The 20,083-nt window shown below is 60.9% G+C and carries 23 protein-coding genes; 11 read left to right on the top strand and 12 right to left on the bottom strand.

The window, feature by feature from the left end; all coding sequences use genetic code 11:
- Positions 1 to 21: 21 nt before the first annotated feature.
- The 6 genes from trmB to I6G83_RS02865 all read left to right on the top strand — a co-directional run bounded on the left by trmB (position 22) and on the right by I6G83_RS02865 (position 3,438).
- The gene (trmB, locus tag I6G83_RS02890) at positions 22 to 741 is read left to right on the top strand and encodes a tRNA (guanosine(46)-N7)-methyltransferase TrmB (protein WP_054305186.1); all 720 of its coding nucleotides are present in this window, start codon (positions 22 to 24) and stop codon (positions 739 to 741) included.
- Positions 741 to 1,067, top strand: coding sequence for a YggL family protein (locus tag I6G83_RS02885; protein ID WP_015673805.1), 327 nt, complete (start codon positions 741 to 743; stop codon positions 1,065 to 1,067). Before trmB ends, I6G83_RS02885 begins: the two co-directional genes overlap by 1 nt.
- 103 nt (positions 1,068 to 1,170) lie before the next feature.
- Positions 1,171 to 2,094 carry a glutaminase B gene (gene glsB / locus I6G83_RS02880; protein WP_054305187.1) on the top strand — a complete coding sequence of 308 codons (924 nt, stop codon included), beginning with the start codon at positions 1,171 to 1,173 and terminating at the stop codon, positions 2,092 to 2,094.
- A gap of 61 nt (positions 2,095 to 2,155) precedes the next feature.
- On the top strand, positions 2,156 to 2,872 hold the full coding sequence (locus I6G83_RS02875; protein ID WP_054305188.1) for a YggN family protein: 717 nt from the start codon (positions 2,156 to 2,158) through the stop codon (positions 2,870 to 2,872).
- Between the two features lie 91 nt (positions 2,873 to 2,963).
- On the top strand, positions 2,964 to 3,206 hold the full coding sequence (locus I6G83_RS02870; protein WP_054305189.1) for a DUF4160 domain-containing protein: 243 nt from the start codon (positions 2,964 to 2,966) through the stop codon (positions 3,204 to 3,206).
- Complete coding sequence (locus I6G83_RS02865) at positions 3,190 to 3,438, top strand: DUF2442 domain-containing protein (RefSeq protein ID WP_072186072.1); 249 nt, start codon at positions 3,190 to 3,192, stop codon at positions 3,436 to 3,438. The genes I6G83_RS02870 and I6G83_RS02865 overlap by 17 nt, the downstream gene beginning before the upstream one ends.
- A gap of 34 nt (positions 3,439 to 3,472) precedes the next feature.
- Here the strand turns inward: I6G83_RS02865 and hemW are convergent, their stop codons facing one another.
- Genes hemW through I6G83_RS02835 form a run of 6 tightly spaced genes read right to left on the bottom strand, consistent with a single transcriptional unit; the run spans position 3,473 to position 7,638 of the window.
- Positions 3,473 to 4,624: a radical SAM family heme chaperone HemW gene (gene hemW, locus I6G83_RS02860; RefSeq protein ID WP_054305190.1), complete on the bottom strand. Its 1,152-nt coding sequence runs from the start codon at positions 4,622 to 4,624 to the stop codon at positions 3,473 to 3,475.
- The gene (locus tag I6G83_RS02855; RefSeq protein ID WP_015673799.1) at positions 4,614 to 5,210 is read right to left on the bottom strand and encodes an XTP/dITP diphosphatase; all 597 of its coding nucleotides are present in this window, start codon (positions 5,208 to 5,210) and stop codon (positions 4,614 to 4,616) included. Before I6G83_RS02855 ends, hemW begins: the two co-directional genes overlap by 11 nt.
- A 17-nt stretch (positions 5,211 to 5,227) precedes the next feature.
- Complete coding sequence (gene yggU / locus I6G83_RS02850; RefSeq protein ID WP_015673798.1) at positions 5,228 to 5,518, bottom strand: DUF167 family protein YggU; 291 nt, start codon at positions 5,516 to 5,518, stop codon at positions 5,228 to 5,230.
- Positions 5,515 to 6,069 carry a YggT family protein gene (locus tag I6G83_RS02845; protein WP_015673797.1) on the bottom strand — a complete coding sequence of 185 codons (555 nt, stop codon included), beginning with the start codon at positions 6,067 to 6,069 and terminating at the stop codon, positions 5,515 to 5,517. The genes yggU and I6G83_RS02845 overlap by 4 nt, the downstream gene beginning before the upstream one ends.
- A gap of 19 nt (positions 6,070 to 6,088) precedes the next feature.
- On the bottom strand, positions 6,089 to 6,910 hold the full coding sequence (gene proC / locus I6G83_RS02840; protein WP_054305191.1) for a pyrroline-5-carboxylate reductase: 822 nt from the start codon (positions 6,908 to 6,910) through the stop codon (positions 6,089 to 6,091).
- Between the two features lie 20 nt (positions 6,911 to 6,930).
- Complete coding sequence (locus I6G83_RS02835; protein ID WP_054305192.1) at positions 6,931 to 7,638, bottom strand: YggS family pyridoxal phosphate-dependent enzyme; 708 nt, start codon at positions 7,636 to 7,638, stop codon at positions 6,931 to 6,933.
- Positions 7,639 to 7,658: 20 nt separating this feature from the next.
- Between I6G83_RS02835 and I6G83_RS02830 the strand changes: the two genes are divergently transcribed.
- The 5 genes from I6G83_RS02830 (at position 7,659) to I6G83_RS02810 (ending at position 15,795) form a co-directional block, all read left to right on the top strand.
- Positions 7,659 to 8,651 carry a type IV pilus twitching motility protein PilT gene (locus I6G83_RS02830; protein ID WP_054305193.1) on the top strand — a complete coding sequence of 331 codons (993 nt, stop codon included), beginning with the start codon at positions 7,659 to 7,661 and terminating at the stop codon, positions 8,649 to 8,651.
- A gap of 64 nt (positions 8,652 to 8,715) precedes the next feature.
- Entirely contained in the window at positions 8,716 to 9,429 is a 714-nt protein-coding gene (locus I6G83_RS23630) for a response regulator transcription factor (RefSeq protein WP_138111830.1), read from the top strand.
- Positions 9,422 to 12,958, top strand: coding sequence for an ATP-binding protein (locus I6G83_RS02820; protein WP_161805773.1), 3,537 nt, complete (start codon positions 9,422 to 9,424; stop codon positions 12,956 to 12,958). The genes I6G83_RS23630 and I6G83_RS02820 overlap by 8 nt, the downstream gene beginning before the upstream one ends.
- A 122-nt stretch (positions 12,959 to 13,080) precedes the next feature.
- Positions 13,081 to 13,503, top strand: a complete 423-nt coding sequence (locus tag I6G83_RS02815; protein WP_232238940.1) for a DUF1090 domain-containing protein — start codon at positions 13,081 to 13,083, stop codon at positions 13,501 to 13,503.
- 126 nt (positions 13,504 to 13,629) lie between these two features.
- On the top strand, positions 13,630 to 15,795 hold the full coding sequence (locus I6G83_RS02810) for a fimbria/pilus outer membrane usher protein (RefSeq protein WP_054305196.1): 2,166 nt from the start codon (positions 13,630 to 13,632) through the stop codon (positions 15,793 to 15,795).
- On the opposite strand, the gene ruvX is transcribed toward I6G83_RS02810, so the two are convergent.
- The 6 genes from ruvX to I6G83_RS02780 form a co-directional block, all read right to left on the bottom strand.
- Positions 15,755 to 16,180: a Holliday junction resolvase RuvX gene (gene ruvX, locus I6G83_RS02805; RefSeq protein WP_054305197.1), complete on the bottom strand. Its 426-nt coding sequence runs from the start codon at positions 16,178 to 16,180 to the stop codon at positions 15,755 to 15,757. The genes I6G83_RS02810 and ruvX overlap by 41 nt on opposite strands.
- Complete coding sequence (locus I6G83_RS02800; protein ID WP_015673788.1) at positions 16,180 to 16,743, bottom strand: YqgE/AlgH family protein; 564 nt, start codon at positions 16,741 to 16,743, stop codon at positions 16,180 to 16,182. Before I6G83_RS02800 ends, ruvX begins: the two co-directional genes overlap by 1 nt.
- Before the next feature lie 110 nt (positions 16,744 to 16,853).
- Positions 16,854 to 17,804 carry a glutathione synthase gene (gene gshB / locus I6G83_RS02795; protein WP_015673787.1) on the bottom strand — a complete coding sequence of 317 codons (951 nt, stop codon included), beginning with the start codon at positions 17,802 to 17,804 and terminating at the stop codon, positions 16,854 to 16,856.
- Between the two features lie 13 nt (positions 17,805 to 17,817).
- Positions 17,818 to 18,549 (bottom strand): 16S rRNA (uracil(1498)-N(3))-methyltransferase, encoded by a 732-nt coding sequence (gene rsmE / locus I6G83_RS02790; protein WP_015673786.1) that lies wholly within the window; start codon positions 18,547 to 18,549, stop codon positions 17,818 to 17,820.
- A gap of 123 nt (positions 18,550 to 18,672) precedes the next feature.
- A complete protein-coding gene (gene endA / locus I6G83_RS02785; protein ID WP_015673785.1) occupies positions 18,673 to 19,368 on the bottom strand; it encodes a deoxyribonuclease I in 696 nt (231 codons plus the stop codon).
- 174 nt (positions 19,369 to 19,542) lie between these two features.
- Positions 19,543 to 20,070: a SprT family zinc-dependent metalloprotease gene (locus I6G83_RS02780; protein ID WP_054305198.1), complete on the bottom strand. Its 528-nt coding sequence runs from the start codon at positions 20,068 to 20,070 to the stop codon at positions 19,543 to 19,545.
- Positions 20,071 to 20,083: the final 13 nt, after the last annotated feature.

The raw sequence follows: 20,083 nt of genomic DNA, 5'->3' as shown, positions 1-20,083 counted from the left end.
GCCAAACAGACAGAAAGCACTATGATTAATGACGTCATCTCCCCGGAATTCGATGAAAACGGCCGCGCCATGCGCCGCATCCGCAGTTTTGTGCGCCGCCAGGGGCGGCTGACCAAAGGCCAGCAGCACGCGCTGGACCACTACTGGCCGGTGATGGGCGTGGAATATCAGACGCAGCCTGTCGACCTGACCGCGCTGTTCGGCCGCGATGCGCCGGTGGTGCTGGAAATTGGTTTTGGCATGGGCGCCTCGCTGGTGACCATGGCGGGCAACAACCCGCAGCAGAACTTTTTAGGGATAGAAGTCCACTCGCCGGGCGTGGGCGCCTGCCTGGCCGACGCTCATGAGGCGGGGCTCAGCAACCTGCGCGTGATGTGTCATGACGCGGTGGAGGTGCTGGAGAATATGATCCCGGACGGCTCGCTGGAGATGGTGCAGCTGTTCTTCCCGGATCCGTGGCATAAGGCGCGCCATAATAAACGCCGCATCGTGCAGACGCCGTTTGTCGAGCTGGTGCTGCGCAAGCTGAAGGTCGGCGGCGTGTTCCATATGGCCACCGACTGGCAACACTATGCGGAACATATGTTAGAGGTGATGAGCGGCGTGGAAGGCTACCGTAATCAGTCGGAAACCGGCGATTACGTCCCGCGTCCGGCATCGCGTCCGTTAACCAAATTTGAATTACGCGGCCAGCGTCTGGGACATGGCGTTTGGGATTTGATGTTTGAGAGGAAAGCATAATGGCTAAGAACCGCAGTCGTCGTTTACGTAAAAAGTTGCATATCGAAGAGTTTCAGGAACTGGGCTTCTCCGTCGCCTGGCGCTTTGCCGAAGGCACCGCGGTTGAGGATATCGACGCAACCCTGGACGCCTTTATTGATGAAGTGATCGAGCCTAACGGTCTGGCCTTCGACGGCAGCGGCTATCTGCAGTGGGAAGGTCTGATCTGCCTGCAGAAAATGGGGCACTGCACGGAAGAGCACCGCGAGCTGGTGAAAAAATGGCTGGAAGCGCGCAATATGGCGGACGTGAAAGTCAGCGACCTGTTTGATATCTGGTGGGACTGATCGCCGGTTGTGAATAACGGAGCCGGCTGCGTCCGGCCCGTCATACCGCGGAATTGTCGGAAGGTGCCTGAGGGCGCCTTTCTTTTATCCGGAGAATAAAGAGTTGGTAACAGCATTGGATAACGCGCTGCTGGCGGAGATTCTGCAGCAGGTGCGTCCGTTGATCGGCAGCGGCAAGGTCGCTGACTATATTCCCGCGCTGGCGGAGGTGCCGGCGGAGCGTTTAGGCATGGCCGTTTGCACCGTCGATGGCGCGCTGTATCAGGCCGGCGACGCGGCGGAACGTTTCTCCATCCAGTCGATTTCCAAAGTGCTGAGCCTGACGCTGGCGCTGACGCGTTATCAGGAGAGCGAGATCTGGCAGCGGGTGGGCAAAGAGCCTTCCGGCCTGCCGTTCAACTCGCTGCTGCAGCTGGAAATGGAGCAGGGCAAGCCGCGCAACCCGTTTATCAACCCCGGAGCGCTGGTGGTGTGCGATATGCTGCAGACCCGCCTGAGCGCGCCAAAACAGCGGATGCTCGAAGTGGTGCGCCAGCTGGCCGGCGAAGACGACCTGGCCTATGACGCGCGCGTCGCCCGCTCTGAGTTTGAACACTCCGACCGCAACGCGGCGATCGCCTATCTGATGAAGTCGTTCGGCAACTTCGAAAATGACGTGCTGACCGTGCTGCATACCTACTTTCACTACTGCGCGCTGCGCATGAGCTGCGTTGAGCTGGCGCGCAGCTTTGTCTATCTGGCCAATAACGGACGCGATCTGCAGGGTAATGCGGTGATCTCCCCGCTGCAGGCGCGGCAGATCAATGCGCTGATGATGACCAGCGGCATGTACGACGGCGCCGGCGAATTCGCCTACCGGGTCGGTATGCCGGGCAAGTCGGGCGTCGGCGGCGGCATCGTGACGATCGTGCCCGACGAGATGGCGATTGTCGTCTGGTCGCCGGAGCTGGATGCCTCCGGCAACTCGCTGGCGGGAACTGCGGCGCTGGAATTGTTGTCTCAACGGATTGGTCGTTCGATTTTTTAGATCCCGCAGTTGGTTACCCGCCTGACGGGTATACGGTTGGAAGGGAGTCTCAGGAGAAATTATGTTGAAGAAAACCGCTTTGGCGTTATTGCTGTTTACCGCGGCGCAGGCGCACGCCGCCTACCAGTGCAATGTTAAACCTCAGGACGATGTGATTATCAGCCCGCAGAGCGTGCAGGTGGTGGGCGCCAGCGGCAATCTGCAGATCTCGCCGGACGGCGATGTGACCCGCGACGGCCAGGCGCTGACGCTGAGCGACAGCCAGCGCCAGCAGGCCTTCCGCTACCAGACGGCGCTGCGTAAAGAGCTGCCATGGATCGATAACGGCGCGCAGCAGCACCTGGAAAAGGCGCGTGCGGCGCTGGACAAGGTGATCGTCAAGGAACTGGGCAGCGACAGCAACGTGCGTAACCGCCTGACCACCCTGAACGGCCAGCTGAAGCAGCAGATGAACCGGATTATCGAACACCGCAGCGACGGCCTGGCGTTCCACCACAAGGCCATTGCGCAGGTGGAGCAGGACGGCCGCAATCTGGTGCAGCAGAGCATGGGCGGCGTCCTGCAGGACAGCCTGAACGAAATGGGCGTCAAGCAGGCGGCCAACAGCGGCGGCAACCCGCTGCAGGCGATTATGGGCAACCTGGGCGGCCTGCAGAAGGCAATTCAGAACGAGTGGAACAATCAGGAGCAGGACTTCCAGAACTTTGGTCACGACGTCTGCAACCGCGTCACGTCGCTGGAAGAACAGCGTAAGGCGCTGCTTGGCTCGTTAAAGTAGCTGTGCATTTATTGTGGATAATGCGCTTGCCATAGGGTGGGGATTCTGACAGGCTGGTTAATCTATAATCAACGAAAAAGGAATGACGTTGATGCCTGTTGTATTACGTTTTCGCGGGTGCCGGTTTTTCTTCTATTCGAACGAAGGCAATCCGTTGGAGCCAGCGCATATTCATGTCAGGGATGCCGAGTGCGAAGCTAAGCTGTGGCTTATGCCTGAGGTGCGGCTGGCATATAACGACGGCTTTAGCGACAAGATGTTGAAAGTGCTGATGGCGGTAACGCAAGAGCATCATGCTCTGTTTCTGGAGGCGTGGAATGACTATTTCGGCTAAAAATGTTCGCTTTGATGATGTTTCGATGTGGGTGGAACTCAGCGATGGCAGAACGCTTGGCGTGCCGTTGGTTTGGTTTCCTCGTCTGCAGCATGCGAGTTCTGCTGAACGGGAAGAGTATGAACTCAGCGCCAGAGGTATCCATTGGCCGTTACTGGATGAAGATATCTCAATTGCCGGATTGCTCAAGGGGCGGGGGGATATGACCCGGCGGCCCCACCATGCAGCCTGATAAAAAAGCGCCGGATTCGGCGCTTTTTTTATGGTTACTCGTCGGCTAAAAACAGCTCCAGCAGCGAGTTAAGGAACAGCTTGCCATGTTCGGTAATCTGCCAGCGGTCGGCATTTTCCGTCAGATAGCCTTGCGCCAGCGCCCGATCCAGCTGCGGGCGGATAACGCTCTCATCCAGCCCGGTATAGATGCGGAACTCGTCGCGCGGCGCGCTTTCCAGCAGCCGGAAGCGGTTCATAAAGAACTCAAACGGCCGGTCCGCCGCCGCCACCTCATGCTGCTTCGCCAGATAGTTGCCCTGCATAAAACCGCGCGGATGCTTGGTTTTCTCGGTGCGTACAATGCGTCCGTCGCTGAAGGTCAGCTTGCCGTGCGCGCCGCAGCCAATGCCCAGATAGTCGCCGAAGCGCCAGTAGTTCAGGTTGTGCCGGCACTGGTAGCCCGGCTTGGCGTAGGCCGAGGTTTCATACTGCTGGTAGCCGGCGGCGGTCAGCAGCTCGTGACCCTGCTGGAAAATATCCCACAGCGCGTCGTCATCCGGCAGCGGCGGCGGACGCGAGCCGAACAGGGTATTCGGCTCAATGGTCAGCTGATACCACGACAGGTGCGGCGGATTCAGGGCGATGGCCTGACGCAAATCATCCAGCGCTTCTTCCAGCGACTGGTCCGGCAGGCCGTGCATCAGATCCAGGTTAAAACTGCGCAGGCCGAGGCCGGTGGCCAGCTGCGCCGCGCGTTTGGCCTCTTCCGGCCCGTGGATACGGCCAAGACGCTCCAGTTTCTCGCTGCTGAAACTCTGCACGCCGATGGAAATGCGGTTCACGCCGGCGCGCTGATAGCCGCTGAAGCGGTCGGCCTCAACGGTGCCGGGGTTGGCTTCCATGGTGATTTCGGCATCCTTGGCGACGGGTATGCGCGCCCGCACGCCGTCCAGCAGGCTTTGCATCGCCTCCGCGCTCAGCAGGCTGGGGGTGCCGCCGCCGATAAAGATGGTGCTGACGGTACGGCCGCCGGTGAGCGGCAGGTCGGCATCCAGATCCGCCAGCAGATGGTCGACGTACTCCTGGTGCGGCACCTCGCCCTTCAGCGCATGCGAGTTAAAATCGCAATAGGGGCATTTCTGCACGCACCACGGAATATGGATGTACAGGCTGAGCGGCGGCAGTTGCACGGCGTTACTGGGCATTGCGCATCGCTTCCAGCAGCAGTTTCAGCGCCTGACCGCGGTGCGACACGGCGATCTTCTCCTCGCGCGTCAGCTCGGCGGCGGTGCGCTGCAGCGCCGGCACGTAGAAGATCGGATCGTAACCGAAGCCGCCGCGGCCGGCGGAAGTGGTGGTGATCTCACCGGCCCAGCTGCCGTGGAACACCAGCGGCGTCGGGTCGGCGGCGTGGCGCAGATAGACCAGCACGCAGTGGAAGCGGGCGCCGCGCTGCCCGGCGGGCACCGCCTGCATGGCGTCCAGCAGCTTGTCCAGGTTCTGCTGGTCGCTGGCGTCTTCGCCGGCGTAGCGGGCGGAATAGATGCCCGGCGCGCCGCCGAGCGCGTCCACCGCCAGACCGGAGTCATCGGCGATCGCCGGCAGGCCGGTGACCTGCGCCGCGTGGCGCGCCTTCAGAATGGCGTTTTCGATAAACGTCAGGCCGGTTTCCTCGGCGGACTCAACGCCCAGTTCGGTCTGCGCCACGATGTCGAGGCCGAAATCGGCCAGCAGCGCGGCAAGTTCGCGTACTTTGCCGGGGTTGCCGGTGGCAAGAACGACTTTTTGCATAGTAATACCTTGAAGCTTTAATCAATCAGCGCCGCAATAACCGGCGGGCGCTGTTGCGGATGAATAATGCGTAACTGTTTATGCCGCCCCAGTTCGCCTTTTTCGATAGTGATGTTGCTCTTCGCCACTTTGAACTGCTTGGCGAGAAACTTGACCAGATGGGCGTTGGCCTGGCCGTCCACCGGCGGCGCGGTGATGGCGACTTTTATTTCGTCGCCATGCAGACCGATAATCTGGTCACGGCTGGCCTTCGGCTGAATATACAGCCTGATGACCAGCCCGTCCGGCAGCAGGGTGACGGCGCTCACAGCAGGAACCAGATCTCGCCGAACAGATCCATGCCCAGGTAGTTGATGAGATACAGGATCAGAATCACCACCATCGCCGAGAAATCAATGCCGCCCATGGCCGGAATGATGCGGCGGATCGGCGCCATTAGCGGCTCGGTCAGCTGATACATCACGTAGTCAATCGGGCTGCGGCCCTGGCTGATCCAGCTCATCAGGGCGCGGATAATCATCACCCAGAAGATCAGGTAGCCGGCGGACTTCACCAGCGAAATCAGGCCGAACAACAGATTATACGGGCTGAGCGCCATGGCGCCGCCCTGAATCAGCAGCAGCAGCGGATACTTGATGGTCATCAGCAGGAACGCCAGCAGCAGCGAGGCGCTGTCGATCGGCCCCAGCGAAGGCAGCACGCGACGCAGCGGGCCCACCACCGGCTGGGTGATTTTCACCACGAACTGGGAAAACGGGTTATAAAAATCGGTGCGCGCCCACTGCATCCAAATGCGCAGCAGCAGCACCATAACGTAAATATCAATAACGGTCTTGACCAGAAAAGTCAGCGTCAGCATTGCGTGGTTCGCTCCTTAATTAGAATGATTTTTCCATTTCCTGCGCACGGGAAACGGCCGCCTGCATCGCCTGAGCGACGGTTGCCGGCAGGTGTTGTTCGTTAAACACGCGCAGCGCTTCGGCGGTGGTGCCGCCTTTGGACGTTACCTGCTCGCGCAGGGTCGACAGCGATGTCTCCGGGTTGGCTTCCACCAGCGCCGCCGCGCCGCTGGCCGCCTGCTGCACCAGTTCGCGCGCCTGCTGACGGCTGAAGCCCATCTGCTCGGCGGCCTGCTGCATGGACTCCATAAACAGGAAGAAGTAGGCCGGCGCGCTGCCCGCGGCGGCAATCACGCCGTTAATGCCGTTCTCGTCGTCCACCCAGCAGACCTTGCCCACCGAGCCCATCAGCGCGCCGGTGAAGTCGCGATCCTGCTGGCTGACCTGCGGCGGCGCGTACAGGCCGCTCATGCCTTTTCCGACCAGCGACGGGGTGTTCGGCATAATGCGCACAATATTGAGCGACTGGCCGAGCAGCTGATAGAAACGCTCAACCTGAACGCCGGCGGCGATCGACAGCACCAGCTTGCCGTCAAAACTGACCTGGCCCTGCAGCGCCTGGCAGACGTCGGCCATCAGCTGCGGTTTGACCGCCAGCACCACCACATCGGCCTCCTGCGCGCAGGCGGCGTTGTCGGCGCTGCTGATAATGCCATAGTCGGCGGCCAATGCATCGCGATTGTTCGGCGACGGCGCGCAGACGCTAATCAGATTGGCCGGATAACCGCCGCTGACCAGACCGGCGATGATAGCGCGCGCCATATTGCCGGCGCCAATAAAAGTAATCTTGCGGTGTTGCATATCGTTCCTCGTCTGTGCTGTCAGGCCTGCGAATAATCACGGGCGCCAAATATCGCGGTGCCGATGCGCACCAGGGTGCTGCCGGCGCTAATCGCCGCGGACATATCATCGGTCATGCCCATCGACAACGTATCCGCCTGCGGGTAGTGCTGCTGCAACTGCAAAAAGGCCTGCTGCATGCGGCCAAAGACCTCCCGCTGCCGCTGAGGATCGGTCTCCGGCGCCGGGATGGCCATCAGCCCGCGCAGCGTCAGGCGCGGCATGGCGGCGACGGCCTGCGCCAGCATCTCCAGCTCGTCCAGGCCGATGCCGGATTTGCTCTGCTCATCGCTGATGTTGATCTGGATTAACACGTTGAGCGGCGGCATGTCGGCCGGACGCTGGTCGTTCAGCCGCTGGGCGATTTTCAGCCGGTCGACGGTGTGACACCAGGCGAAGTGTTCGGCGACCAGGCGGCTTTTATTGGATTGCAGCGGGCCGATAAAGTGCCACTCCAGCGCTGCGCCCTGTGGCTGCGCGCTGAAATGCTGAATTTTGTCGACGCCTTCCTGCACGTAGTTTTCACCAAAGGCCCGCTGTCCGGCCGCAATGGCTTCTGCGAGCGCCGCCACAGGTTTGGTTTTACTGACGGCAAGCAGCGTCACCTCTTCCGGAGCGCGTGCGCAACTTTCGGCAGCGCGAGCAATACGGCTCCTGACATCCTGCAGATTCTGTTGGATAGTGCTCATTCTTGACCCGGGAGATAGATATGGATATCGATGAATTTGTGGCCCTTAGTGTAAAGCATAATGCTTCCGATCTGCACCTTTGTACCGGCCAACCGTTGATGATGCGCATCGATGGTGAACTTCAGCCGCTGGCGGGCGGCGCCGTCCTGCCCGCCGAGGCGGTGCAGCGGCTGTGCGCGGCGCTGCTTGACGAGCCTCAGCAGCGGCAATTACGGCGCGCCGGGCAGCTGGATTGCGCATTGACAACCGCGGGCGGCGCGCGGCTGCGCGCCAACTTTTTTTATCAGCGCGCCGGCGTGTCGCTGGCGCTGCGTCGTATTGCGGAATGCTGTCCGACGCTGGAGCAGCTGCAGGCGCCGGCGATTATCCCGGCGCTCACCGAGCGTGAGGAGGGGCTGATTCTGGTCACGGGCGCGACCGGCAGCGGTAAATCCACCACGCTGGCGGCGATGATCGACCATATCAACCGTCATCAGCGGCGGCATATTCTGACGCTGGAAGACCCGATTGAGTTTATCCACCACAGCGCGCTGTCGCTGATTCAGCAGCGCGAACTGGGGCGCGACACCCGCAGCTTCGACGCGGCGCTGAGCGCCGCGCTGCGCGAAGATCCCGACGTGATCCTGGTCGGCGAGCTGCGCGACAGCCTCAGCATCCGGCTGGCGCTGACCGCCGCGGAAACCGGCCACCTGGTGCTGGCGACCCTGCATACCCGCAACGCGCCGCAGGCGGTTGAGCGGGTGATCGACGTCTTCCCGGCGGAGGAGAAAGCCTACGTGCGCGCCCAGCTGGCCAGCGGTTTGCAGGCGGTCATCGCGCAGAAATTATTGCGCAGGGCCGAAGGCGGCAGAACGGCGGTGTTTGAGATCCTGACGGCGACGCCGGCGGTAAGCAGCATGATCCGTGAAGGAAAAACGCATCAGCTGGCCAGCGTGCTGCAAAGCGGCGCGCAGGCGGGCATGCAAACCTTTGCTCAGGGAATGCAGCAACGTATTGCGCAGGGAATTTTATAATGACACAATCCCGACGCGAGAATGATAATATGGATGTTGTGGTCTTTTATTTATAATTGGGCTGTTGCTCTTCCTTACGGTTATTAATTTCCCGGGAGGGCATAGTTATATTCTGGTTTTCTTGCCCATGAATAAGGATATTCTTATGGATACCTGGCTGGTGGTTGACGATCACCCGGCAATCTGTTTTGCCGTCAAAACAATGCTGGCGCAATTAGGTGATAATGTAATTATAACGGCGAATGGCGGCACCGAGGCGCTGGCGAAAATAAAAGAGAGCCGGCCCGGCATGGTGATTCTGGATATCATGCTGAATAAAATGGACGGCCTGCAGGTTCTCCAGCGCATTCGCCAGTTGGACAGCGCTATCAAGGTTATTGTCTATACCGGTCTCCCCGCAGAGAACTACGCGGAGCGGGCCATGCGCGCCGGCGCGCGCGGTTTCTTTCATAAAGATCGGGATATCAGCCAGCTGGTGCCGCTGTGCCAGCTGGTGCTGCAGGGTTACGCCTGTTTTCCTCATGATGCGGTGACGCCGCTGCTTAATACCTCGGTGCGAAATAATAATGCGTTGGCGCGCCTGTCCGATCGTGAATTAACGGTGCTGCGTTATTTGTCTGAGGGGCTGAGTAATAAGGAGATTGCCGACAGATTATTGCTGAGCAATAAAACTATCAGTACTTATAAGAGTCGTCTGATTGAAAAGTTCAATGGCAAATCATTAGAGGAAGTTTATGCGCTATTGAATGAGCAGGGAAGCTCGGAGACTCATGGCTAGATATCTATTATTTTTTTTGGCGCTGTTTTCCGGCGGTGTTTATTCCGTCACGCTATCGCCAAGCCGGGAAATCAATTTGGTCAGCCGCGGGCAGCAGGTGCAATTGGCGGATCCCGATCTGAGCAGCGACGACTGGCTGTGGCTGCGGCGTAAACGGGTATTGGTCTTCGGCCTGGCGCCGCCGAATTACCCGCCGTTTGATATTACCAGCGGCGCCAATGATTATGGCGGCATCAATGCCGATTATCTCGGCATTCTCGCTTATAACCTCAACGTGCAGATCAAGGTGCGTTACTACGAAAATGACGCCGCTCTGCGGCAGGATCTGCTGAAAGGCGTGGTGGATATGGTCGGCAACGTGGCGGCGATGGGCGCAGAAGACCCCGGCCTGCGGCTGACCAGAGCCTATGTGCCGGCGGCGCCGGCGCTGGTGCTGCGCACCGACAGCCTGCTGCGCTTCCAGCCGCTGAAGGAGATTGCGATTGAGAGCCTGTACCGCAATAACCCGCGCATACTGCAGCGCTTCCCCGTTGCGCACTACCAGAGCCTGGACGTTCCCCGCCGCGCGCTGGAGGCGCTGTCTTTCAAGAACCTCGACGCCTTTATCGGCGATGCGACGGTCGCCCGCTATCTGATTAATCAAGGTAATCTGAACAACCTGCGCATTCAGCTGCTGCCGCCGCAGGAGGTGCGCGGCTTTTCCTTCGGCCTGGCGCCGGACAACGTGCGTCTGCAGAAGATCCTCGATGCGGTGCTGTCGATCATTCCCGAAAGTACGCAGGCGGAGATCCAGAGCCGCTGGAACGGCGGCATTCCGATGTCGCAGGGGGGAGAGCACCTGCTGCTGACCTCGCTGGAGCGCAAGTGGGTTGAGGATCATCCGCACGTGCGGGTGGTGGTCAACGGCGACTTTCCGCCGCTGAGTTTCTTCGACGTGCAGGGCGGGTTTCGCGGGCTGAGCGCCGATGTGATGGACGCCATCTCCGACCGGACCGGCCTGAAATTCGATATTATCCGCGCCCGCTCGCTCAAGGACTCGCTCAATGCGGTGCACGCCGGCAAGGCGGACGTGGTGGTAGGGCTGACGCTGGATTCCGTCTGGCCAAACGGCCTGATGACCACCCGCTCGTTTCTGATCAACTCCTGGGTGTTAGTCGGGCTGGAGAGCCAGAAGGCGCAGGGCGAGCCGCAGGTGATAGCGCTGGTGGACGGCCATCCGCTGAAGGCATTTTTGCAGGAGCGCTACCCGGAAAGCCGCATTGTCAATGTGGACTCGCCGCAGGCCGGCATTGACGCCGTCAAAAAACGCCGGGTGGAGGCGTTGGTGCTGCCGATGATTAGCGCGGATTTCTTCCTGGCGCATGAACAGCCGTCCGGGCTGCATATTCTGGAGTCGCTGGATACCGAGCCGGCGCACTTCGTGATTGGCGTCGCCGGCACCGAATACCCGCTGGCGACCATTCTGGATAAGGCGCTGCTCAATATACCGCCGGAAGATATCCACGCCATGACCAGCAACTGGTACAACAATACTTACCTGCTTGAAGGGGCGCGCAGCAGCGGCAAGCGCTGGTTCCGCTACTATCCCGCGCTGCTGTTCGGCACCAGTCTGATGCTGATTCTGCTGGCTACGGCGTATTTCATCAGCCAGGTGCGCAACAAGCGGCAGCTGAGCCGGCGTTGCCAGCTGGTGATGGACGCCGTGCCGCTGCCGATCTATATGACCAACCTGCAGGGGCAGATCGTGATGGCGAACGCCTCGTTTTACCGCGCCATCGACGCTACGGCTGAGCAGATTATCGGCACCTCGCTGGATGATATCCCGCTGGGGCTGCCCGGCGCGTCGGACATTGCGCTGACCGACGGCGAAAAGGGCAAGGGGATGTTCGTCACCCGCTATTTACAGAGGGGTGAGCAGCGCCACACCCTGCAGCAGTGGAACTCGCTGTGGATCACCGAAGGGCATCGGGCGGAGGGGAAAATCGGCGGCTGGTTCGACGTGACCGAGCGCGACCGGCTGATCGAGCAGCTGAGTCAGGCAAAAGAGCATGCCGACCGCGCCAACCGCGCCAAAACCACCTTCCTGGCGACGATGAGCCACGAGATACGCACGCCGCTGAATGCCATTATCGGCATGCTGGAGCTGCTGCTGAACCGCCAGCCGGGCGATGAGCTGGCGGATATCGAACTGCTGGGCGTGGCCCATGAGTCGGCGCACTCATTGCTGACGCTGATCGGCGATATTCTGGATATTTCGCGCATTGAGGCCGACCGTCTGGTGCTGCACCCGCAGCGCACCGATATCCGGCGGCTTATCGAGTCGATGGCCATGCTGTTTGACGGCCTCGCCCGGCAGAAAGGACTGGATTTCAGGCTGGAGATCGATGCGGAAATTACCGGCGACGTATTGGTCGACCCGGTGCGCTTCAAGCAGGTGCTGTCGAATCTGGTGAGTAATGCGATCAAGTTTACCAGCCAGGGGCAGATCACGCTAAGCGCGGTGGTGGAGAAGGTCACCAAAGAGCATTTCGATCTGCGCCTGCAGGTTTCCGACACCGGCAAAGGCATCGATGCCCGCACGCTGAAGCGACTGTTCCAGCCGTTTACTCAGGGGCAGAACGACGTTGGCGGCGCGGGGCTGGGCCTGTTCATCTGCCGTAAGCTGGTGGCAATGATGGGTGGTTTTATCAGCGTCAACAGCGAGGTCGGGCTGGGCAGCGAGTTTACCGTGGCGCTCTCCGTGGCGCGCCTGCTGCAGGTGCAGGCGCCGCCGCCGAACGACAGGGCGCTCCCCAAGCCGGCGCGGCGTCTGCGGGTGCTGGTGGCGGAAGATCACCATGCCGGGCGCATGCTGCTGAGCCGGCAGCTGACGTATCTCGGCCACGCTCCCACCGCGGCGGAGGATGGCGAGCAGGCGTTGGCGCTGCTGGAACAGGCGCATTTCGACCTGGTCATCACCGATTGTCATATGCCGAATATGGACGGCTATAGCCTGAGCCGGCGGATACGGCTGAATGAGCGCGAGCGGCACCTTGCGCCGTCAACCATCTGGGGGCTGACCGCCAACGCACAGGAGAGCGCGCGCGAAGCGTGCCTGCGGGCCGGGATGGACGATTGCCTGTTTAAGCCGGTCAATCTGGCGATGCTGCGCAAGAAACTGCAGCGCCTGCCGGCGAGGGCGCCGGCGCATCAGGAGGATCTTCTCGCCCGGCTGCCGGCGGAGCTGCAGCAGCCGGCGGTGCTGCAGGAGTTTATCGCCACGCTGCTGGGCTGCCTGCATGAGGACGGCGACCGGCTGCGTCAGGCCATGCGGCGGCGGCCCGTGCCGTGGGACGATATACAGGCGCTGGCGCATAAGCTGGCGGGCGCCGCGCGGCTGCTGCACGTCGAGGCGTTGGACCAGGCGTGCCGGGCGCTGCAGCAGAGCCGCGATATGGCGCTGGTTGAAGCCGTGCTGGATGAAGCGGCGCGGCTGGCCTCACGGCTTGAGGGACTACAGGAGAATCATCCTTTCCTACAGCGTGATTAAGATGCCGTTGGCTTTTAAGGTAAGCGGCAAAACTCTAGACTTGTTGTGGACAGGAAGGGGGGCATCGGGCTCTCCGCGTCCATGTAATGTTTAAGGATAATATGATGAAAAAGATGACTAAAATGGCGGTTCTGCCAGTAGTTATGGCGCTGGGTGTTGGTTTCTCTTCCATGGCGTCAGCCGCTTATAACTGCGACGCGAAGCGTTCTGCAATCGAATATCAGATCCAGCAGGCGGAAAAATACGGCAACTACAACCGCGTAGCCGGCCTGAAGCGCGCGCTGAGCGAAGTCAATGCCCGCTGCTCCACCGGCAGCGCCGTGGTTGACGTACAGAAGAAAGTCGAAAAGTTAGAGCGTAAGCTGATGGACAAGAAAGAAGACGTCCGTGATATCAAGGCCGATCTGCGCGAAGCCCAGGCGAAAGGCGACGTGAAGAAAGTGGCTAAATATCAGCGTAAGCTGCGTGAAAAGCAGGCTGAAGTTAAAGAAGTGGCCGCTGAACTGCGTCAGGCAAAGGCTGAGCTGGCGGCAGCACGTAAATAACCCGACCGACGGCGTTCGCGCACGGAAAGCGGCGAACAACCTGAGTGAGGAGCGAGGCGCTACTATTGCGCCTCTTTTTGGCGTTGAGAAAACGCCGGAACAGTGTGGTTGATACTCAAGGAACGAATGAAGCCCGCCCTGCGTTTTACCTTACTGCCTTTGGCATTTGCCACCACTTGCGCGCTGGCGGAAGTGAACAAGATTTACCTTATTTTTAACGATACCTATAAAGGCCGCGCGGCCATTGAGCTGGATGCGGCGGGCGCACCGTGCGTGACGCCGAGCCTGCTCAGCGAGTGGGGCGTGCGGCAAAGCGTGGCCGCCAGCCTGGCGACCACGCCCGGGGGCTGTATATCGCCCGACGAACCCGGCGTGCAGCTGTTTTATGAACCGGTATCGCAGCTGTTGACGGTGGACGTTGCGCCGCGCATGGTTGGCGGCGGCGATATCAGCCACCGCTGGGACGACGGCGTCAACGCCGGTTTTATCGACTACCAACTCAACTATGGTCACTACTCCGCCGAACGCTATCGGGACGCCGAACGGCGCTATAGCCTGTTTGCGGAGTGGAATACCGGGCTGAACCTGGGCGCCTGGCGCCTGCGTTACCAGCCGATCTACCAGAAAGACGCCTGGGGGCAGCCAAGCTGGCATACGGAAAAAGCGCTGGCCTACCGCGACCTGAAGGCCTGGCGCGCGTTGCTGAGCATCGGCGATAACCATACGCCGTCGACCCTGTTTGATAACGTGAAGTACCGCGGCATTCAGCTGGCGTCGGACGATCGGATGCTGCCGGAGAGCCTGCGGCAGTTTTCACCGTGGATCCGCGGTATGGCGCGCAGCAACGCGGAGATTAAGGTGCGGCAAAACGGCGAGGTGATTTATCAGACCTTTGTCTCCCCCGGCGCATTTATCCTCAAGGACGTTTACCCGCCGGACCCCGATGGCGACATTACCGTTACCGTGCGTGAAAGCGACGGCACGGAAACCGAGCGCAAGCTGCCTTACTCGTCGATGCCGAATCTGGTGCACGGCGGCAGTTTCAGGTACGACCTGACGCTGGGTAAATACCAGCCCTATTTCGGTATCGAACAACAGCAGCCGCAGTTTGGCCAACTGTCCGTCAGCTACGGCCTGCCGGCGAAAACCACGCTGTACGGCGGCGTATTGCTGTCCGGGCTGTATCGCAGCGCCGCCGTGGGCGTTGGCAAAAGCTTTAACCAGTGGGGAGCGCTGTCGGCGGATTACAACTACGCCGCCGCTCGCCAGCCGCGCCGCGGCGCCGACGATCGCGGCGGTATGTGGCGTCTGCGCTATGCCAGAACGATCCCATCCTGGGAGTCCTCCGTCAGCCTGTTGGCGCAATACTACCCGCGGCAGCGTTACCGGACGTTTGGCGATGCGGTGGAGCAGCAGACGCTCTACTGGTGGGATTGGGAGGACGATCTGTTTATCGGCGACTTCGACGCCGAGAAAAAATACCGTCTGGAAGCGCGCTACAATCAGTACTTCTCCGAGTCGGACAGCCTGTATCTGACGCTGGCGCGTGAGGCAAAGCGCGGGCAGGATAAAGGCGAAACCAGCGTGGAGCTGGGGTACAGCGCAACCTGGGGCGAGGTGGACGTTAACCTGTATGCGGAATACAGCCGCAGGAATTACGGCAAAGAGCAGGGGCAGATCGGGCTGTCGTTTTCAGTGCCGCTGGGCAAGCTGGCGCTGCCGCGTATGAAGTTGAACTACGATCACCGGCTGGCGAAAAACGGCGCCGACAGCCGACGGGTCGGCGTCAGCGGCACGCTGCTGTCGGACTACAGCCTGAGTTACGATCTTAGCACCAGTCAGAGCCAGAGCGCCGGCAGCAGCCAGGATGCCAGCGCCAGCTATCAGTACAACGCCGGTTCGCTGCGCCTTGGCTACGCGCGCGGCCGCAACTATCGTCAGCAGAATATCGAGCTGGCCGGCAGCCTGATGGCGCACGCCGGCGGCGTGACCCTGGGGCAAACGCTGGGGGAAACCATGGCGATTGTACAGGTGCCCGGTGCGGCAGGCATCGGCATCGACAACCAGTACGGCGTCACCACCGACTGGCGCGGCTATGCGGTGGTCAGCACGCTGACCCCTTATCGGGTAAACCGGCTGTCGCTGGACACCTTCGAACTGCCCGACGATGAAGAGCTGCCGCAGCCGGAAATCGAGGTGGTGCCGACGGCGGGAGCCATCATGTTCAGCCGCTTCGCGCCGGCGCAGAAGCTTACGCTCCAGGATGCTGCTCGAACCAGCTCTCCAGAATAACCACCGCCGAGGCGGAATCCACGCTGCCTTTATCCAGCGCGCGGAAGCCGCCGCGGTCAAACAGGTGCGAGCGCGCTTCCACGGTGCTCAGACGCTCGTCATGCAGTTCCACCTTCACGCCGAAGCGGCCGTGCAGGCGGTTGGCGAACTTGCGCGCCCGGGCGGTCAGCGGCTGTTCGCTGCCGTCCATATTCAGCGGCAGGCCGACGATAACCAGATCCGGCTGCCACTCCTGCAGCATTTTTTCAATTTTCAGCCAGTCCGGCGTGCCGTCCTGCGCCTTAAACGCCGTCAGCGCACGCGCGGTGCCGGTAATTTCCTGGCCGATGGCCGCGCCGATGCTTTTGGTGCCGAAGTCAAAGGCGATGAGGGTGCGGTTGCTCATCAGGCGTGCCCTGCATGGTTGGCGATGCTGCGGATATCGACGCCGAGACGGTTGGCCGCCTCGCGCCAGCGGTTGGCGATCGGCGTATGGAACAGGATTTCGCTGTCGGCTTCCGCGGTCAGCCAGGCGTTTTCCAGCACTTCCTGCTCCAGCTGGCCTTTTTCCCAGCCGGCATAGCCGAGGGCGACCAGCACTTCCTGCGGCTGCTCCGGCGTGCCCAGCGTCTCCAGCACGTCGCGGGAGGTGGTAATCATGGTCTCCGGCGAAATCTGAATGCTGGCGTCGAAGCCAGGCTGCGGCGTATGCAGAATAAAGCCGCGGTCGTCCGCCAACGGACCGCCGGCGTACACCGGCTTATCCAGGCTAATGGCCGGATCGCGATCGGCCGGCGCAATCTTCAGCTTCTCCAGCACGCTTTCCACCGTAAACTGCTCCACGGGTTTGTTGATCACCAAACCCATAGCGCCTTCTTCATTATGCTCGCAGATATAAATCACCGAGCGTTTGAAGCGGGGATCCTGCATGGTTGGCATGGCGATAAGAAAGTGGTGCTGTAAATTCATGGCGGTCTGTCGATTAGTGAGTAGGGTGGATAGTGGCGCCGCCGCACCGATATGGGCGGAAACGATGTGCAATCGGTAGCGCGGACGCAAACGCCCGCGCTGCCGTCAGCTTAGCGCGTCGCCAGACGTTTTTCGATAGCATCCATCAACATACCGGTGATGGAGATCGGGAAGGCCGCTTCGATTTCACGCACGCAGGTCGGGCTGGTGACGTTGATTTCGGTCAGGCGGTCGCCGATAACGTCCAGGCCGACGAACACCAGGCCTTTTTCTTTCAGCGTCGGCGCCACGGTGCGGGCGATCTGCCAGTCGCTTTCGCTCAGCGGGCGTGCTTCGCCACGGCCGCCGGCGGCCAGATTGCCGCGGGTTTCCCCCTGCGCCGGAATACGCGCCAGGCAGTAAGGCACCGGCTCACCGTCGACCACCAGAATGCGCTTGTCGCCCTCTTTGATCGCCGGCAGGAAGTTCTGCGCCATGCAGAAGCGGCTGCCGTGTTCGGTCAGCGTTTCGATAATCACCGACAGGTTAGGGTCTTCCTGTTTCACGCGGAAAATCGAGGCGCCGCCCATGCCGTCCAGCGGCTTGAGGATGATATCGCCGTGCTGCTGGTGGAACTTGCGGATGTGCGCGGCGCTGCGGCTGACCAGCGTATCCGGCGTCAGCTCCGGGAACCAGGCGGTGAACAGCTTTTCATTACAGTCGCGCAGGCTCTGCGGTTTGTTGACGACCAGCGTGCCTTTAACCTCGGCGCGCTCCAGAATATAGGTCGCATAAATGTATTCGGTATCGAACGGCGGATCCTTACGCATCAGGATCACGTCCAGCTCCTGCAGCGCCAGATCCTGCTCGGCGCCGAAGCTGAACCACGCTTCCTTATCTTCCTTTACGCTCAGCACGCGCGTACGGGCGCGGCCGTCGCCGGCATGCAGATAGAGGTCGTCCATCTCCATATAGTGCAGCTCCCAGCCGCGACGCTGCGCTTCCAGCAGCATGGCGAAGCTGGTGTCTTTCTTGATATTGATGGATGAGATCGGGTCCATCACTATGCCGAGCTTAATCATTGTGCTTTCTCCTTTAACCCAGATCGCCGAAACGTACCTGGAGGGCGGTAATTGCGGTGAGCGCGGTGGTTTCGGTACGCAGAACGCGTGGCCCCAGCAGGATATCGGTAAATCCGTGCCCCGAGGTCATGGCGATTTCATCGGCGGACAGGCCGCCTTCCGGCCCGATTAACAGGCGGACGTGGTTCACCGGCAGCGGCAGCGTATTGATGCTGTGGCTGGCGCGCGGGTGCAGATTCAGTTTCAGGCTGTCGTCCTGCTCGGCGCACCAGGCCTCCAGCGCCATGGCCGGGCGCACCTGCGGCACGCGGTTGCGGCCGCACTGCTCGCAGGCGGCGATGGCGATTTTCTGCCACTGCTGGAGTTTTTTCGCCAGCCGCTCGCCGGACAGCGAGACGCCGCAGCGCTCGGAAAACAGCGGCGTAATGGTGTTGGCGCCCAGCTCGATAGATTTCTGGATGGTAAATTCCATCTTGTCGCCGCGTGAGATCACCTGCCCGAGGTGCAGGTTCAGCGGCGATTCGCGATCTTCCAGCCGGCCTTCGCCGACGCGCACCCGTACGCTTTTTTTATCCGCCTGAGTGATTTCGGCGTCGAACACCTGGTTACTGCCGTCGAACAGCTGCAGCGCCTGGCCCTGACTCATGCGCAACACGCGTCCGACGTGGTTGGCCGCGTCTTCGCACAGGGCGACTTCCGAATGGGAACTCAGCGGTTCCGGGTGATAGATGCGAGGTATGCGCATAGTGACGTTCTAATCCTGACGAAATTCGCAGCCGTTAGCGCTGCGTCCTGAAAGACCAAGAGTATATACCCAAAGGCGGCCGAGCGGCAGCGGCGCCGTGGCCGCTGCCCTTATGCAGACTATTTAGCTTTTACGCTGCTGGCAAGCCTGCTGAATATACGGGTTATGGTTTCCCTGTACCTTAGCGATGCGTGCCTCGCGGCGACATTCCCAGTCGCTGACCGGATACTGCCGGTCCCAGACCTCAAACAGCCGGGTCTGCTGGCGCGACAGGCGCAGCTGGTAGCGATCGCGCATATAGAAATAGGTGCGGGCGATGGCGCCGCGGGCGCGGGCCGGCGGCTCCGCCTGCTTGTGCTTGAAGTCGACCTTCATCGGACACTGGCCGTACTGGCCTTCGCCGCCGCGCCACTGACTGTACATAAAGTTATTGCGGTCGCCGTTCACTTCGCCAATCGCCGGCTGCAGGTTGTGCAGATCGGTTTCAATTTTACGGTACGCCGGATCCTTGTTGCAGTTTTTGCGCCCGCCGTCGCGCCAGCACTGCAGCTGGTGGCCGAACTGCCAGGCCGGCACCACGTGTTCCCACTCGATGCGGCCGGCGCGCTGGGCGTTTTTACGCGCCTGATAGCCGCAGCCGCTAAGATCGGGAACGCCTTTCTTGCCGTGCCACTGGATTTGGCAGCCGCAGTAGAAGCTGCCGGGGGCGTCCTGATTGATTTTTACCGCTGCCGCTTTGGCCTGGGAGAAGTTGTTGATGCCATGCGCGTTCACCGCGCCAGAAAGGAAAACCATTGCGAACAAAATTTTGCGAAGCATATTCCAAAACAGCTCAAAATCGGAAAAGCACGCAGGGTAGCGGAAGTCACCGGCAGTGGCAAATCAGGCTAATTATTTGTTTCTTCGGCAGAGTTGCCGGTGCTGGGCGAGCGGGGCGCTCCGGCCGCTGACGCAGAGCGGCGGCCGGGGGCAAGTTAAGGATCTCTGGGGCGGTCAGTCGCGCAGCTCGCGCGTTTCGCCGGCGGCGAACACCAGTTTCTCGCCGCAGCGGCGGCAGCGATACTCGCTTTCACCGCGCTGGATGCGGTTATGACGACGCACCGTCAGCTGATGCAGCTGGCAACGGCACTGATAGGGGAAGGTTTTGCTCTGCACCGAGGCGATGCCGAACTGATGGGTGCGGCTGGCCGGCGTCTGCAGCACCTCTTCCATCATCCGGCGCCATTCGCTGCCGTGCGGCGCCGCCGCCTGACCGAAACGGCGGTACACCAGCAGGTGCGCCAGTTCGTGCGGCACCACTTCATCAATAAACGCCTGCTTGTTTTCCATCAGCAGCACCGGGTTAAGGCGGATCTCCCAGTCTTGCAGCCAGGCGGTGCCGGCGCTGGTGCCGCGCTGTTGGTAAACGACCTTGGGTTCCGGGAAGTCTTCGGCAAAATGTTGCCGCGCCAGCTGCAGTTTTTCCCGCAGACAGCGCATCACTGCCTGTTGCAGTGCGATAGGGATTCTGATTTTGTTCATCGCCGTTAGCATA

The organism is Serratia rubidaea (genome assembly GCF_016026735.1).
Lineage (GTDB): Bacteria > Pseudomonadota > Gammaproteobacteria > Enterobacterales > Enterobacteriaceae > Serratia_B > Serratia_B rubidaea.
This window is presented reverse-complemented; position numbering and strand designations above follow the sequence as displayed.

Bases quoted from the DNA above. Each gene is read 5' to 3' on its own strand.
- trmB (WP_054305186.1), top strand. From the start codon at position 22: ATGATTAATGACGTCATCTCCCCGGAATTCGATGAAAACGGCCGCGCC.
- I6G83_RS02885 (WP_015673805.1), top strand. From the start codon at position 741: ATGGCTAAGAACCGCAGTCGTCGTTTACGTAAAAAGTTGCATATCGAA.
- I6G83_RS02875 (WP_054305188.1), top strand. From the start codon at position 2,156: ATGTTGAAGAAAACCGCTTTGGCGTTATTGCTGTTTACCGCGGCGCAG.
- I6G83_RS02870 (WP_054305189.1), top strand. From the start codon at position 2,964: ATGCCTGTTGTATTACGTTTTCGCGGGTGCCGGTTTTTCTTCTATTCG.
- I6G83_RS02865 (WP_072186072.1), top strand. From the start codon at position 3,190: ATGACTATTTCGGCTAAAAATGTTCGCTTTGATGATGTTTCGATGTGG.
- hemW (WP_054305190.1), bottom strand. From the start codon at position 4,624: ATGCCCAGTAACGCCGTGCAACTGCCGCCGCTCAGCCTGTACATCCAT.
- I6G83_RS02855 (WP_015673799.1), bottom strand. From the start codon at position 5,210: ATGCAAAAAGTCGTTCTTGCCACCGGCAACCCCGGCAAAGTACGCGAA.
- I6G83_RS02845 (WP_015673797.1), bottom strand. From the start codon at position 6,069: ATGCTGACGCTGACTTTTCTGGTCAAGACCGTTATTGATATTTACGTT.
- proC (WP_054305191.1), bottom strand. From the start codon at position 6,910: ATGCAACACCGCAAGATTACTTTTATTGGCGCCGGCAATATGGCGCGC.
- I6G83_RS02835 (WP_054305192.1), bottom strand. From the start codon at position 7,638: ATGAGCACTATCCAACAGAATCTGCAGGATGTCAGGAGCCGTATTGCT.
- I6G83_RS02830 (WP_054305193.1), top strand. From the start codon at position 7,659: ATGGATATCGATGAATTTGTGGCCCTTAGTGTAAAGCATAATGCTTCC.
- I6G83_RS02820 (WP_161805773.1), top strand. From the start codon at position 9,422: ATGGCTAGATATCTATTATTTTTTTTGGCGCTGTTTTCCGGCGGTGTT.
- I6G83_RS02815 (WP_232238940.1), top strand. From the start codon at position 13,081: ATGGCGGTTCTGCCAGTAGTTATGGCGCTGGGTGTTGGTTTCTCTTCC.
- I6G83_RS02810 (WP_054305196.1), top strand. From the start codon at position 13,630: ATGAAGCCCGCCCTGCGTTTTACCTTACTGCCTTTGGCATTTGCCACC.
- ruvX (WP_054305197.1), bottom strand. From the start codon at position 16,180: ATGAGCAACCGCACCCTCATCGCCTTTGACTTCGGCACCAAAAGCATC.
- I6G83_RS02800 (WP_015673788.1), bottom strand. From the start codon at position 16,743: ATGAATTTACAGCACCACTTTCTTATCGCCATGCCAACCATGCAGGAT.
- gshB (WP_015673787.1), bottom strand. From the start codon at position 17,804: ATGATTAAGCTCGGCATAGTGATGGACCCGATCTCATCCATCAATATC.
- rsmE (WP_015673786.1), bottom strand. From the start codon at position 18,549: ATGCGCATACCTCGCATCTATCACCCGGAACCGCTGAGTTCCCATTCG.
- endA (WP_015673785.1), bottom strand. From the start codon at position 19,368: ATGCTTCGCAAAATTTTGTTCGCAATGGTTTTCCTTTCTGGCGCGGTG.
- I6G83_RS02780 (WP_054305198.1), bottom strand. From the start codon at position 20,070: ATGAACAAAATCAGAATCCCTATCGCACTGCAACAGGCAGTGATGCGC.